Source organism: Pseudomonas sp. (assembly GCF_030690725.1).
In the GTDB taxonomy this organism is placed as follows: domain Bacteria; phylum Pseudomonadota; class Gammaproteobacteria; order Pseudomonadales; family Pseudomonadaceae; genus Aquipseudomonas.
The window spans coordinates 107,163-121,748 of the sequence record NZ_JAUYGD010000037.1; the positions used below are offsets into that span (position 1 = coordinate 107,163).

Annotated in this window: 12 protein-coding genes and 3 tRNA genes; 3 read left to right on the forward strand and 12 right to left on the reverse strand. The window is 58.8% G+C overall.

Annotation, left to right across the window (positions count from 1 at the left end; genetic code table 11):
- Positions 1-102 precede the first annotated feature (102 nt).
- From clpX to Q8O69_RS09695, 6 genes are all read right to left on the reverse strand, one after another.
- Positions 103-1,383: an ATP-dependent Clp protease ATP-binding subunit ClpX gene (clpX, locus tag Q8O69_RS09670; RefSeq protein ID WP_305591629.1), complete on the reverse strand. Its 1,281-nt coding sequence runs from the start codon at positions 1,381-1,383 to the stop codon at positions 103-105.
- 112 nt (positions 1,384-1,495) lie between these two features.
- The gene (clpP, locus tag Q8O69_RS09675) at positions 1,496-2,131 is read right to left on the reverse strand and encodes an ATP-dependent Clp endopeptidase proteolytic subunit ClpP (protein WP_275962616.1); all 636 of its coding nucleotides are present in this window, start codon (positions 2,129-2,131) and stop codon (positions 1,496-1,498) included.
- Between the two features lie 91 nt (positions 2,132-2,222).
- On the reverse strand, positions 2,223-3,533 hold the full coding sequence (gene tig / locus Q8O69_RS09680; protein ID WP_305591631.1) for a trigger factor: 1,311 nt from the start codon (positions 3,531-3,533) through the stop codon (positions 2,223-2,225).
- A 127-nt stretch (positions 3,534-3,660) separates the two neighbouring features.
- Positions 3,661-3,745, reverse strand: a tRNA-Leu gene (locus Q8O69_RS09685).
- Between the two features lie 52 nt (positions 3,746-3,797).
- Positions 3,798-3,873: transfer RNA gene (locus Q8O69_RS09690), tRNA-His, on the reverse strand.
- A gap of 34 nt (positions 3,874-3,907) precedes the next feature.
- A tRNA-Arg gene (locus tag Q8O69_RS09695) sits at positions 3,908-3,984 on the reverse strand.
- Between the two features lie 271 nt (positions 3,985-4,255).
- Between Q8O69_RS09695 and folD the strand changes: the two genes are divergently transcribed.
- Positions 4,256-5,110, forward strand: a complete 855-nt coding sequence (gene folD / locus Q8O69_RS09700) for a bifunctional methylenetetrahydrofolate dehydrogenase/methenyltetrahydrofolate cyclohydrolase FolD (protein WP_305591633.1) — start codon at positions 4,256-4,258, stop codon at positions 5,108-5,110.
- A gap of 70 nt (positions 5,111-5,180) precedes the next feature.
- Here the strand turns inward: folD and Q8O69_RS09705 are convergent, their stop codons facing one another.
- The 6 genes from Q8O69_RS09705 to Q8O69_RS09730 form a co-directional block, all read right to left on the reverse strand.
- A complete protein-coding gene (locus tag Q8O69_RS09705; RefSeq protein ID WP_305591635.1) occupies positions 5,181-6,923 on the reverse strand; it encodes an ABC transporter substrate-binding protein in 1,743 nt (580 codons plus the stop codon).
- A gap of 82 nt (positions 6,924-7,005) precedes the next feature.
- Positions 7,006-7,278, reverse strand: a complete 273-nt coding sequence (locus Q8O69_RS09710; protein ID WP_305591637.1) for a DUF2160 domain-containing protein — start codon at positions 7,276-7,278, stop codon at positions 7,006-7,008.
- Between the two features lie 11 nt (positions 7,279-7,289).
- Positions 7,290-8,090, reverse strand: coding sequence for a carbohydrate ABC transporter permease (locus Q8O69_RS09715; RefSeq protein ID WP_305591639.1), 801 nt, complete (start codon positions 8,088-8,090; stop codon positions 7,290-7,292).
- A gap of 8 nt (positions 8,091-8,098) precedes the next feature.
- The gene (locus Q8O69_RS09720; protein WP_160014187.1) at positions 8,099-8,962 is read right to left on the reverse strand and encodes a carbohydrate ABC transporter permease; all 864 of its coding nucleotides are present in this window, start codon (positions 8,960-8,962) and stop codon (positions 8,099-8,101) included.
- Entirely contained in the window at positions 8,959-10,071 is a 1,113-nt protein-coding gene (locus Q8O69_RS09725) for an ABC transporter ATP-binding protein (RefSeq protein WP_305591643.1), read from the reverse strand. Before Q8O69_RS09725 ends, Q8O69_RS09720 begins: the two co-directional genes overlap by 4 nt.
- On the reverse strand, positions 10,071-11,165 hold the full coding sequence (locus tag Q8O69_RS09730) for an ABC transporter ATP-binding protein (RefSeq protein WP_305591645.1): 1,095 nt from the start codon (positions 11,163-11,165) through the stop codon (positions 10,071-10,073). The genes Q8O69_RS09725 and Q8O69_RS09730 overlap by 1 nt, the downstream gene beginning before the upstream one ends.
- A gap of 260 nt (positions 11,166-11,425) precedes the next feature.
- On the opposite strand from Q8O69_RS09730, the gene Q8O69_RS09735 reads away from it, so the two are divergent.
- Complete coding sequence (locus Q8O69_RS09735; protein WP_305591647.1) at positions 11,426-13,291, forward strand: sigma-54-dependent Fis family transcriptional regulator; 1,866 nt, start codon at positions 11,426-11,428, stop codon at positions 13,289-13,291.
- 269 nt (positions 13,292-13,560) lie between these two features.
- A complete protein-coding gene (locus Q8O69_RS09740; protein WP_305591648.1) occupies positions 13,561-14,391 on the forward strand; it encodes a polysaccharide deacetylase family protein in 831 nt (276 codons plus the stop codon).
- Positions 14,392-14,586: the final 195 nt, after the last annotated feature.

A 14,586-nucleotide genomic window follows, 5' to 3' on the forward strand; every position in this document is an offset into this window, starting at 1 on the left:
CCTTAGCCCTAAGATGGGGGCAGCCCCAACAAAAAACAAGCGCTGGCGCAGCAAAAGCAAAGGGGCCCGCAGGCCCCTTGCTTTCAACATGTTACAACGCTGTTACGCGTCAGGCGCAGCCTTGGCTGGCAGCTCGTTGTTCTCATAAATAAGCAACGGCTTGGAGGTGCCATCGATAACACTTTCATCGATGACCACCTTGCTGACGTCGGACTGCGAAGGAATCTCGTACATGGTATCGAGCAGGACACCTTCGAGAATCGAACGCAGGCCGCGAGCACCGGTTTTACGCTCAAGCGCCTTGTGCGCAACCGATTTCAGCGCATCCGGACGGAATTCCAGCTCTACCCCTTCCATCTCGAACAGCTTGGCGTATTGCTTGGTCAAGGCGTTCTTCGGCTCAGTCAGAATCTGCACCAGAGCCGCTTCGTCCAACTCATCCAGCGTGGCGATAACCGGCAAGCGGCCCACAAATTCAGGAATCAGACCAAACTTGACCAGGTCATCAGGCTCAACGGCGCGCAGTGACTCGCCGATTTTTTTGCCCTCTTCCTTGCTGCGTACTTCGGCGTTGAAACCGATGCCACCCTTGGTCGAGCGACCCTGGATGACTTTTTCCAGACCAGAGAACGCACCGCCGCAGATAAACAGGATATTGCGCGTATCAACCTGCAGGAACTCCTGCTGCGGATGCTTGCGACCACCCTGCGGCGGCACCGAGGCAACCGTACCCTCGATCAGCTTGAGCAGTGCCTGCTGCACGCCCTCGCCCGATACGTCGCGGGTAATCGACGGGTTATCCGACTTGCGCGAAATCTTGTCGATTTCGTCAATGTAGACGATGCCCATCTGGGCTTTTTCCACATCGTAATCGCATTTCTGCAGCAGCTTCTGAATAATGTTCTCGACGTCCTCACCGACATAACCGGCTTCGGTCAGGGTGGTGGCGTCGGCGATGGTGAACGGTACGTTAAGCAAACGTGCCAGGGTTTCGGCCAGCAGGGTTTTACCCGAACCAGTCGGACCAATCAACAGGATGTTGCTTTTGCCCAGCTCGACATCATCTTTCTTGTCACGCTGGTTAAGGCGCTTGTAGTGGTTGTACACCGCTACCGCCAGAACTTTTTTCGCACGCTCCTGACCGATCACATACTGATCGAGGATGGTGCTGATTTCCTTGGGAGCAGGCAATTTATGCGCGCTGCTCTCGGCCTGGGCTTCCTGCACCTCCTCACGGATGATGTCATTGCACAGGTCGACGCACTCGTCGCAGATAAAGACCGAGGGGCCGGCAATCAATTTGCGCACTTCATGCTGGCTTTTGCCGCAGAAGGAGCAATAAAGCAGCTTGCCGTTGTCCTCGCCGTTGCGGGTGTCAGTCATTCGTTCGATCCAAATCCGATAGGCTTGCAACACAAGATGAAGGCTTATGCGGGCTTTTTCAAGCCCGCCAGAGGCCGGACACGCCGACCCGCCCTATTTTGAGTTGCTTATATTAAGCGGGGCGCTTTTCAATCACTGCGTCGATCAACCCGTACTCACGAGCGGCTTCGGCGCTCATGAAATTATCACGGTTGGTATCGCGCTCGATTTCTTCCAAGGTGCGTCCACTGTGCTTGGCCATCAGCATGTTGAGGCGCTCACGGATGAAGAGGATTTCCTTGGCGTGAATTTCGATGTCCGACGCCTGGCCTTGGAAACCGCCCAGAGGCTGGTGAATCATCACGCGCGAGTTCGGCAGGCAGTAACGCTTACCCTCGGCGCCAGCAGTCAGCAGGAATGCGCCCATGCTGCACGCCTGACCAATACAGGTAGTGGACACGTTAGGCTTGATGAACTGCATGGTGTCGTAAATCGACATACCCGCTGTCACCGAACCACCCGGGGAGTTGATGTATAGGTGAATGTCCTTGTCCGGATTTTCCGCCTCAAGGAACAACAGTTGCGCACAGATCAGGTTGGCCATGTAGTCCTCTACAGGGCCGACCAGAAAGATCACTCGCTCCTTGAGCAGGCGCGAATAGATGTCGTAGGCGCGCTCACCGCGAGCCGTCTGCTCGACAACCATAGGTACCAGGCCGCCAGCGGCTTGGATATCAGGCATTTGCTGCATAAAAGGATTGCGGGACATGCGTGCACTCGCTCCCTAAATAGTCATGTCACAAATACGCATAAGCCAGCACGGAGGCTGGCTTATGGCGTGTTCGAACGAGGTAAAGAAATCAGGCGGCTTGTGGTGCTTCTACCGGCTTGACAGCTTCTTCGTACGAGACCGCTTTATCGGTCACGTTGGCCTTCTGCAAAACAGTATCTACAACTTGCTCTTCCAGTACAACCGAACGCACTTCGTTCATTTGCTGGTCGTTTTTGTAGTACCAGGCCACAACCTGCTCAGGCTCTTGGTAAGCCGAAGCCATTTCCTGAATCATTTCGCGAACGCGGGCGTCGTCCGGCTTCAGTTCACACTGCTTAACCACTTCAGCCACGACCAGACCCAGCACAACACGACGCTTGGCTTGCTCTTCGAACAGCTCAGCTGGCAGCTGCTCAGGCTTGAGGTTGCCACCGAACTGCTGAACGGCCTGCACGCGCAGACGGTTGACTTCGTTGCTGATCAGCGCCTTCGGCACTTCGATCGGGTTGGCAGCCAACAGACCGTCCATCACCTGGTTTTTAACCTTGGATTTGATGGCCTGGCGCAGCTCGCGCTCCATGTTCTTGCGCACTTCAGCGCGGAAGCCTTCCAGGCCGCCTTCTTTCACGCCGAACAGGGCAAAGAAGTCATCATTCAGCTCAGGCAGCTGAGGAGCCGCGATGCTGTTGACGGTGACGGTGAACTCGGCAGTTTTGCCAGCCAGGTCCAGATTCTGGTAATCAGCCGGGAAAGTCGGGTTGATTACACGCTCTTCGCCGGCCTTGACGCCAACCAGGGCATCTTCAAAGCCAGGGATCATGCGGCCGGAGCCGAGAACCAGCTGAGTGCCCTTGGCCGAACCGCCAGCGAAAGCCTCGCCGTCGATTTTGCCAACGAAATCGATGTTCAGCTGGTCGCCATTCTCGGCAGCGCGCTCGGCGGCTTCGAAACGGGTGTTCTGCTTGCGCAGGATTTCCAGCATGTTGTCGACGTCGGCGTCAGCCACGTCAGCCTGCAGGCGCTCGATGGCGATGGACTCGAAGCCGCCAACGGTGAATTCCGGGAATACTTCGAAGGTCGCAACGTATTCCAGATCCTTGCCTTTCTCGAACGACTTCGGCTCAACGGCCGGAGCGCCAGCTGGATTGAGCTTCTGCTCAACAACGGCTTCGTAGAAAGTGGATTGGATCAGATCACCCAGCGCTTCCTGACGCGCAGCATCTTCATAACGCTGACGGATCACGCTCATTGGCACTTTGCCAGGACGGAAACCAGGGACCTTGGCACGACGGGCAGTCTGCTGCAGACGCTTGTTGACTTCAGTCTCGATGCGCTCAACAGAGACGCCAACGGTCATACGGCGCTCGAGAGCAGAGGTACTTTCAACAGAAACTTGCATGGATAATCCTCGTTGCACAGACATAAGCCGGCCGCTTGCCGGCCCCTAATCAAGGGCATGCATTCTAGAGGGTCGATTTGCAGAAGTCACCCTAGATGCAGGCGGCAAACGGGAGGGAGTTAAAAGATGGTGCGGACGGAGAGACTCGAACTCTCACGCCTTGCGGCGCTGGAACCTAAATCCAGTGTGTCTACCAATTCCACCACGTCCGCGTGGTAAAGCTTTATACAAAAACGCCAGGAATTAACCTGGCGCTTTGGAATATGGGGTGGACGATGGGGATCGAACCCACGACAACAGGAGTCACAATCCTGCGCTCTACCAACTGAGCTACGCCCACCATATTGCATTTTGCTTGAGCCAAGACCGCCAAATGGCACGCCCGGCAGGACTCGAACCTGCGACCATCCGCTTAGAAGGCGGATGCTCTATCCAGCTGAGCTACGGGCGCCTATCCATCTGCAGATGCAGACTTAAAGCTTTCGGCTTCGGAAAAAACTTTGCAGCTTCGACCTTTGCCGTCTTACCCAGCGACTGGCTGTGCTCGACAAGCGGGGCGAATGTTATAGAGGCAGTTCCAGGTCGTCAACAGGAAAAGTTAAAAAAATTCAGCCATTTAAAGGAGTTACGCGAAAACCGCGGCGTGCGCCTTTGCCCCGCAGCATGGTCATGCGAGAATGCGCGTCCTTTTTCCATCCTTTCTTTATGGTTAACCAAGCGCAATGACCGCACAACTGATCGATGGCAAAGCAATTGCCGCCAGCCTGCGCCAGCAGATCGCCCAACGTGTCGCCGAACGACGTCAGCAAGGCCTGCGCGCACCCGGGCTGGCGGTGATTCTCGTCGGTAGCGACCCTGCGTCCCAGGTCTACGTTTCGCACAAACGCAAAGACTGCGAAGAAGTCGGTTTCGTTTCCCAAGCCTATGACCTGCCAGCCAGCACCGGCCAGGACGAGCTGATGGCATTGATCGACCGCCTGAATGACGAGCCGAGCATCGACGGCATTCTGGTGCAGCTGCCACTGCCAGAACATCTCGACGCTTCTTTATTACTGGAGCGCATTCGCCCGGATAAAGACGTTGATGGTTTCCACCCTTACAACATTGGCCGCCTGGCCCAGCGCATGCCGCTGCTGCGCCCTTGCACCCCGAAAGGCATCATGACCCTGCTGCAAAGCACCGGCGTCGACCTGTATGGCATGCACGCGGTGGTGGTTGGTGCCTCGAATATCGTCGGCCGACCGATGGCGATGGAGCTGCTGCTGGCTGGCTGCACCGTTACCGTGACCCACCGCTTCACCAAAGACCTGCCGATGCATGTCGGCCAGGCCGACATCGTCGTGGTGGCTGCCGGCAAGCCTGGCCTGGTGCATGGCGAATGGATCAAGCCTGGCGCCATCGTTATCGACGTGGGCATCAACCGTCAGACCGACGGCAAGCTGATTGGCGATGTGGTGTATGAAACCGCCCTGCCCCGCGCCGGCTGGATCACCCCGGTACCGGGCGGCGTTGGCCCGATGACCCGTGCCTGCCTGCTGGAAAACACCCTGCACGCCGCCGAGCATCTGCACGACTAAGTGCAGCGCTGGCAGAAATAAAAAACGGCACCTCAGGTGCCGTTTTTTATGCCGAGTTAAACCTGCTACGTCAGTCGCGGGCTTGTTCCCAGGATTTCAGCAGCTCGTTGTAGTTGATGGTTTCACCCTGAGGTTTCTCGTTGGCCAGTTTGGGCTTAGGTGCACCCGGCTGATCCAGCCAGTACTGCGGATCACGCGGTTCGTTGAGCTTGGGCCCGCACTCACCGAGCACGCCGGAACGCTCAAGACGACCCAACATGGTGTCCTGCGCCGCTGCCAGGCCATCCAAGGCCTCTTGTGGCGACTTGTCACCGCTGGCTGCTTCGGCAATGAACTGCCACCACAGCTGAGCCAGTCGCGGGTAGTCCGGCACGTTGGTGCCGGTTGGGGTCCACTGCACCCGCGCCGGGCTGCGATAGAACTCCACCAGGCCGCCGAGTTTCGGCGCAACGTCGGTCATGGCCTGCGAGTTGATATCCGACTCACGAATTGGCGTCAGGCCAACCAAGGTCTTCTTCAGCGACACGGTTTTCGAAGTAACGAACTGCGCATAGAGCCAGGCGGCCAGGCGCTGTTTCTCCGGGGTGGACTTGAGGAAGGTCCAGGAGCCGGTGTCCTGATAACCCAGCTTCATGCCCTCTTCCCAGTACGGACCTTTTGGTGAAGGCGCCATCCGCCACTTCGGCGTGCCGTCTTCATTAACCACCGGCAAGCCTGGCTTGGTCATATCAGCGGTAAAGGCGGTGTACCAGAATATCTGCTGAGCGATGCTGCCCTGCGCCGGCACCGGGCCGGACTCGGAGAAAGTCATGCCCTGTGCTTCCGGCGGCGCGTACTTGCGCATCCAGTCGACATACTTGGTGGTGGCATACACCGCCGCTGGGCCATTGGTATCGCCGCCACGGGCAACGCTGGAGCCCACCGGACGGCAACCGTCGACGCGAATACCCCACTCGTCCACTGGCAAACCGTTAGGCAGGCCCTTGTCGCCACCGCCCGCCATGGAGAACCAGGCATCGGTGAAGCGCCAGCCCAGGGATGGGTCTTTCTTGCCGTAATCCATATGGCCATAGATACGCTGGCCGTCGATTTCCTTGATCTTCTCGGAGAAGAACTCGGCGATGTCTTCATAGGCCGACCAGTTGACCGGCACACCCAGCTCGTAGCCGTAGATTTCCTTGAACTTGGCCTTCAGCTCAGGACGCTCGAACCAGTCGGCGCGGAACCAGTACAGGTTGGCGAACTGCTGATCTGGCAGCTGATAGAGCTTGCCGTCGGGCCCGGTGGTGAAGGAAATGCCGATAAAGTCCTGCAGATCGAGGGTTGGCGAGGTCACCGCCTTGCCTTCGCCTTCCATCATGTCGCTGATGGCCACGGCCTTGCCGTAACGGAAGTGCGTGCCGATCAGGTCTGAGTCGTTGATATAGCCGTCGTAGATGTTCTTGTCCGACTGCATCTGGGTTTGCAGTTTCTCGACGACATCGCCTTCCTGCATCAGGTCGTGCTTGAGCTTGATCCCGGTAATTTCGCTAAAGGCCTTGGCCAGCACCTTGGACTCATACTCGTGAGTGGCGATGGTTTCCGAGGCCACGCTGATGTTCATGCCGCGAAACGGCTCGGCAGCCTTGATAAACCACTTCAACTCTTCGAGTTGCTGCTCAGGCGTCAAGGTCGAGGGGTTGAACTCCTCGCTGATCCACTTTTTTGCCGCTTCTTCGTAGGCATCAGCCCAGGCTGCGCCGCTCAAGCCGGACAACGTCAGCAGGGCAGCCAGCGCCATGCTATGTCGAGTTTTGTTGTTATTGTCGAACATAGAGACCTCCATCTCAGGGTTTGGAATGAGGCAAGCGGGCCATGGCTGCGCCCAAGCGACGGGCGCCCCAAGGCAGCCCGACTTAGCCCCAACGCATCACTGCAAACAACCAGAATAGGGACAGCACCGAGGCTATCCAGACACTCCAATCGGTCGCGCCCACCACCAGCAGGTGCAGGTAGGCACTTCCAAGCAGACCGATAAACCGCCGATCACCACGGGTGGTGCTGATCGGCAACAAGCCTTTGCGCTCAATGCAGGGCGAACGCAGCTCCCAGATCGTCATGCCGACCAGCAGCATGCCGATAAAGCCGAAAAACAACGCGGTCGGCAGAGTCCAGGCCATCCAATCCATCGTCGCGACTCCTATACCCGGCCCAGGGCAAAGCCCTTGGCTACATGGTTACGGACAAACCAGATCACCAGCATGCCCGGCAGAATGGTCAACACCCCCGCCGCCGCCAGCACGCCCCAATCGATCCCCGAGGCCGATACGGTACGGGTCATCACCGCAGCAATCGGCTTGGCATCCACCGAGGTCAGGGTGCGCGCCAGCAGCAGCTCGACCCAGGAAAACATGAAGCAGAAGAACGCGGTGACGCCGATGCCCGAGCCAATCAGCGGGATAAATATCTTCACGAAGAATTTCGGGAAGCTGTAGCCATCGATATAGGCGGTTTCATCGATTTCCTTTGGCACGCCGGACATAAAGCCTTCGAGAATCCACACCGCCAGCGGCACGTTGAACAGGCAGTGCGCCAGCGCCACGGCGATATGCGTATCGAACAGACCGATCGACGAATACAGCTGGAAAAACGGCAGCAGAAACACCGCCGGTGGCGCCATGCGGTTGGTCAGCAGCCAGAAGAACAGGTGCTTGTCACCGAGAAAACGGTAGCGGGAAAACGCATAGGCCGCCGGCAGCGCCACCGTCAGCGAAATCACCGTGTTCAGGCACACGTAGTACAGCGAGTTGAGGTAGCCCTCGTACCAGCTCGGGTCGGTGAAGATCACCTTGTAGTTGTCCAGGGTAAAGCCGTGCGGCCACAGCGTCAGGCCGCCGAGAATCTCGGTGTTGCTCTTGAACGACATGTTCAGCAGCCAGTAGATCGGCACCAGCAGGAACAGGATATACAGCCCCAGCACTACTTTTTTACGTAGGGTCATGGTCGGCCTCAGCGAGTCTTATCGTTGTGGGTCATGGCGGTGTAGAACAGCCAGGACACCAACAGGATGATCAGGAAGTACACCAGGGAGAACGCCGCCGCTGGGCCCAGGTCGAACTGGCCGATGGCCATTTGCGTCAGGGTCTGGCTAAGGAAGGTGGTGGCGTTACCCGGCCCGCCGCCGGTCAACACGAAGGGCTCGGTGTAAATCATGAAGCTGTCCATAAAGCGCAGCATCACCGCGATCAGCAGTACGCTCTTCAACTTGGGCAGCTGGATATGGCGGAACACTGCCCAGTCGGATGCACGGTCGATACGCGCGGCCTGGTAATACACATCGGGAATGGCGCGCAGGCCCGAATAGCACAGCAGCGCCACCAGCGAGGTCCAGTGCCAGACGTCCATGATCAGCACCGTGACCCAGGCATCGCTGGTGTTGGAGGCGTAGTTGTAGCTGATACCCAGGCTGTTCAGGCTCCAGCCAAGCAAGCCAATATCGGCGCGACCGAATATCTGCCAGATGGTGCCGACCACGTTCCATGGAATCAGCAACGGAATCGCCAGGACGATCAGCACCAGCGAGGCCATGCGACCCTTGGTCGGCATACACAGGGCGATGGCGATGCCCAAGGGAATCTCGATCAGCAGCACGCAAGCGGAGAAGATGAACTGGCGCAGCAGCGAGTCATGCAGACGGGTGTCCTGCAGTACCTGCTTGTACCAGTCGACGCCGACGAAATAGCGCGTGGAGTGGTCGAAGATGTCCTGCACCGAATAGTTGACCACCGTCATCATCGGCACGATGGCGCTGAACGCCACCAGCAGAAACACCGGCAGTACCAGCCACCAGGCCTTGTTGTTCTGCACCTTCATGGCTGCACCTCCTGCGCTTGCGCCTCAACCAGAAAGTCATCGGCGTAAAGCATCAACCACTGCGCGGGGAAGCTCAGGTACACCTGCTGCTGCGGCACGGGCTGGTCTTCCTGCAGGCGCACCTTGAGCGACTGACCATCGAGCTTGAGGGTGAGAATTTTGTAGGTGCCGAGGTCTTCGACATGCACCACCTCGCCGCACAGCGCATCCTCGTTAGGGCCATCCCAGACATGGACGAACTCCGGACGGATGCCGATTTTCAGCTTGGCCCCAGGCAGCTCGGCCAGGCGCCGATTGAGCGCCGCCGATAACGGCAGCACGGTGTTGTTGAAGCGCACACCGCCGGCATAAGGCAGCACATCAATCAGGTTCATTCCCGGGCTGCCGATGAAGTAGCCAACAAAGGTATGGCTGGGCCGCTCGAATAACTCACGCGGGGTGCCGAACTGGACGATCTGCCCGCCGTACATCACCGCAATCTTGTCGGCGAAGGTCGAAGCCTCGAGTTGGTCATGGGTGACGTAGACCATGGTGATATTGAACTGCTCGTGAATCTGCTTGAGCTTGCGCCGCAGCTTCCATTTCAGGTGCGGGTCAATCACCGTCAACGGCTCATCGAACAGGATCGCCGATACATCATCACGCACCAGGCCACGGCCCATGGAAACCTTCTGCTTCTCGTCGGCGGTGAGGTTGCGGGCGCGCTTGTGCAGCAACGGATGCAGCTCCAGCACCTCGGCAATTTCGTTGACCTTGGTGAGGATCTTCGCCTCGTTCATGCCCTGATTGCGCAAGGGGAAGGCCAGGTTGTCGAACACCGTCATGGTGTCGTAAACCACCGGAAACTGGAAAACCTGGGCGATATTGCGCAGCTCCGGCGGCAGCGCGTTGACCACCTTGCCGTCGAACTGCACCTCGCCATGGGACGGGCTAAGCAGCCCAGAGATAATGTTCAGCAGGGTCGACTTACCGCAGCCAGACGGCCCCAGCAGCGCATAGGCGCCGCCCTGCTCCCACACATGGTTCATCTCGCGGATGGCGTAATCGGCTGATTCAGTCGGCGCACGGCTGTAACTGTGGGCCAGGTTATGCAAGCGGATCTCGGCCATCAGGCAACCCTCCCCAAACGGCGGCTGGGCGCCTGAATCAACTGCCCATCAGCGGCGAAAACAAACAGCTTGTGGGTGGGGATATAGATGAGGATCGGCGTATCCACGTCGTACTCATGCACCCCAGGCAGATGCAGCACCAGCACGAACTGCTCGTTGCGCACATGCAGAAAGGTTTCCGAACCGCTGATTTCGGCCAGTTCGACCGTTACCGCCAGCTCCAGATCGTCATCGTTGGATGGCACCAGGCCGATATGACTGGGGCGCACGCCGAAGCGATATTCGCCCTCGGCGATGCCTTGCAGGTCCGGGTTGAGCGGAAAATGCACGGTATCAGCAAAGCTTACTTCGGTGCCGCTGACGCGCCCCGGCATCAGATTGATCGCCGGCTCGGAAAACAGCTCGGCGGCCAGCACCTGTTGCGGGCGGTGGTAGACCTCGGCGGTTTTGCCGCTCTGCACCACTCGCCCTTCATGCAGGATGGTGGTGGTGCCGCCCAGGGCCAGGGCCTCGTTGGGCTCAGTGGTGGCATAAATGGCGATGGTGTGGCGGGCCTGGAACAGCTCACGCATCTCCTGGCGCAGCTCTTCACGCAGCTTGTAGTCGAGGTTGACCAGCGGCTCATCGAACAGAATCAGCGAAGCATCCTTGACCAGCGCCCGCGCCATCGCTGTGCGCTGCTGCTGGCCGCCGGACAGCTCCAACGGGTAGCGCTGGAGCAAGGCCCCGATACGCAGCATCTTCGCCGTGGCATGGACCTTTTCCAGAATCTCGGCCTTGCTCACCCCGGCCTGACGCAGCGGCGAGGCGATGTTCTCGAACACCGTCAGGGTCGGGTAATTGATGAACTGCTGGTAGACCATCGACACGTTGCGCTGGCGCACCGAGACATTGGTCATGTCCGCGCCATTCATCAGGATACGTCCGCTAGTGGGCTTATCCAGACCCGCCATCAGGCGCATCAGGCTGGTCTTGCCCGACAGCGTGCGCCCCAGCAGCACATTGAAGGAGCCAGGTTCGAAGCTCAGGCAGGCATCGTCGATATGCAACTGGTGATCAACGATCCGCGTGACATGCTCCAGGGTAAGTGACATGGGCCGTCCTTTTTCTTGTTATCTGTCCAGTAACAAGGCGAGTTCCGTGCCAACCCTTTGCAGCGCCTGCAAGCCATTGATTTAAAACAACTGCACGTGAATTCAGGCAATCCGTCAAATTGCCACTGAACAATTTTGAACAGTGCACAGTGAACAACTGAACAGTCACAGCGTTGACATTGAACAGTCTTCGGCGACACTGCAGGAGCCCGGCGCAGACCGAGGCCCATAACAACAAGAACCCGCGCGAGATACCTGTCATGGCTGACGCTGTCACTGCCCTGCCCCACGAGACCATCATCCAGGACTCCTGGACACGCTGCCGTGACTACGGCCTGACCCACCAAAGCACACCGATCTTCAACCAGCCCGAACGCGGTGAAGTCAGCACCCTGCTGGAAAGCCAGCATGCCCTGGTGCACACCACCCACAAGGAAGTGCTGCCTTACTACGGCACCATCCTGGCCAACTCTAATTGCCTGATCATGCTGGCCGACCATCAGGGCCAGGTGCTGCAGTCCTGGGGCGACCAACGCTTTATCGAACCGAGCCGCGCCGCTGGTTTTGTCGCCGGAGCCACCTGGCTGGAGCGTTACACCGGCACCAATGCCATCGGCACTGCTCTGAGCTGCGGCCAGGCGGTACATATTCAGCACGATGAGCACTTCCTCAAGGCCAACCGCTTTATGACCGGCTCGGCCTCGCCGATTTTTGACGAGCAGCGGCAGATGATTGCGGTGCTGGATGTGTCGAGCGACAGCTACCTGCCGCCCTCGCACACCCTAGGCATGGTCAAGATGATGAGCCAGTCGGTGGAGAACCGCCTGATTCTCAACCTGTTCCAGCAGCGCTACTTCCAGCTGAGCTTCAACACCAGTCTGGATAACCTCAGCAGCCCCTGGGCCGGGCTGCTGATTTTTGATGAGCTGGGCCAGGTGGTTTCCGCCAATCGCCGTGCCGACAGCCTGCTGGGCGTTGGCCTGGCCCAGGTAAATATCGAAAGCCTGTTCGACGTACCGCTGCAGCAACTTCTTAACCAGCCGGAGGCGCTGCCGTTTAACTTGCGCGCCAGCGGGCGCTTTCGTTTTCACGCGCAGATCAAGCGCCCGCAGCAACCTTCGCCAATCCAGGCTCGCGACTTTCGCCCCGCCCAACAACTGCAAGCCAGCGCCACTAGCAACCACTTCACCCTGGCCTCGCTCAACCTCGGCGACCCGCGCGTCGACAAAGCAGTACGCCAGGCAGAGCGACTGCTGGAAAAAGACATCCCGATCCTGGTGCATGGCGAAACCGGTGTCGGTAAGGAGGTTTTCGTTAAAGCCCTGCACCACGCCAGCTCGCGCGCCAGCCAAGCCTTTATCGCGGTCAACTGCGCGGCTATTCCCGCCGAGCTGGTGGAGTCCGAGCTGTTCGGCTATGAAAAAGGCGCGTTTACCGGGGCCAATCAGAAAGGCAGCATCGGCCTGATTCGCAAGGCCCACAAAGGCACGCTATTTCTCGACGAAGTCGGCGATATGCCGCTGCGCGTGCAGGCCCGCCTGCTGCGGGTGCTGCAAGAGCGTTGCGTACAGCCGCTGGGTAGCAGTGAGCTGTACCCGGTGGATATCCGCCTGATCTCGGCCACCAACCGCCCGCTGCGCCAGGATGTGGAAAGCGGGCTGTTTCGCCAGGACCTCTACTACCGCATCAGCGGCCTTAATCTGGAGCTGCCGCCGCTGCGCGAACGCACCGACAAGGCCGCCATGGTCCAACGCATTTGGGAGTATCACCGCGAACCGCAGCAATGGGCGGGGCTAAGCCAGGAAGTGCTGAGTCTGTTCGAGCGTCATCCCTGGCCCGGCAACCTGCGCCAACTGAGCAGCGTCCTGCAGATTGCCCTGGCCATGGCCGAGGATCAGCAGATACGTCCGGAACACCTACCGGATGATTTCTTTGCCGATGTGCAGCCAACAGCTGCGCCAACAGCCGCCACCCAACCGCAACCGCTGACCAGCACCAGCGCGGATGATCTGGCCAGCCAATACCAGGCCTGCGGCGGCAATATCTCGCACCTGGCGCGCAACCTCGGGGTCAGCCGCAATACGCTGTACAAACGGCTACGGGAAGTGGGCCTGGCGGCTCGCTAGCACAAACTGTCGCAGCTGTAAGCCTTAGCCTGATTCAGCCGTCTTAGTCAGCCATGGACTTATATGGCCTTAATAGGGTCGAAACCCTTAGATCGCCATTACAGATTCCCACTGCGACCAGCGCCGCATAGACTCCGCGCCCCGCCTTCTATCCTGCTCCTCCACTGCGCCCGCCCTTTTCCCTCGCGAGTCAAAGCCTAATGCGTTACCCCGCAACTCCCACACACACTTTTTCGCGAATCACGCCATTGGCCTGCGCCTTGGTCAGCATGCTGCTGTTGAGCGCCTGCAGCAGCCTTGCGCCGCCCCAACCCAACCCCGCGATTGAGCCGATACGCTTTCTCCTGAGTTTTGATGACGGCCCCAGCGCCAGCATCCGCGATAACCCAACTGAGCAGGTCCTCGACACATTGGCAGACAACCCGATCCAGCCAGGAATCAAGGCACTGTTCTTTGTGCAGACCCGCGCCGCCGGAGCCGGTGGCAGCGTGCAAGGGCAAGCGCTGCTGCGCCGCCAACAACGCGAGGGCCATCTGCTGGGTTTTCACACCGCCACCCCAGGGCACTCCAATCACCGCTTTCTTAGCCCTACAGCACTCGATCAATCGCTAACAGACGGCGTTGCCGACCTGACCGCCATCAGCGGCGCCGCGCCGCGTCTGGTACGGCCACCTTTCTGGAACTACGACGAACGCACGTTCGCTGCCTACCAGGCGCATGGCTTGCGCTTACTGCTGACCGATTTGAGCGCAAACGATGGCAAGACCTGGGGCATCAATGGCAGCCTGCGCCGGCGCAGCAACCTGCGTGACCAGCTCACGCGAGCCGCGCAGCAGATCAGCGTTGGCGCCTTGCCAGCAGTCGATGGGGTTATCCCGGTCGTGGTGACCTTCCACGACCTCAATCCCTACACTGCGCGGCATATGCAGGAATACTTAGAGATCCTGATGGATGTGGCCGAAGATGTTGGCCTGGCCACCGATAAACAGCCGTTCTATGGCCAGCGTGACGCCCTGCAACGAGCTGCTCTCAGACGCGCGCTTGGCGACCCACTGCAGTACGCCCGCCTGCCGGGACTGTGGAACTGGCTGTGGAACTAGCAGACCGCAATAAAAAAGGCCGCTCGAAAGCGTAATGCTGTTCATTTAAGTGGGGCCGCTTTACGCCCTATAGAGCGGCGGGCTTTGAAATCTTCCTCGCTCTAAGTCTTTGGCAGTGGTTCAGGCCGTAGGATGGGTGCTAACCCATCAGCCAATTGATGGGTTAGCACCCATCCTACGGTGGTGAGCACAAAG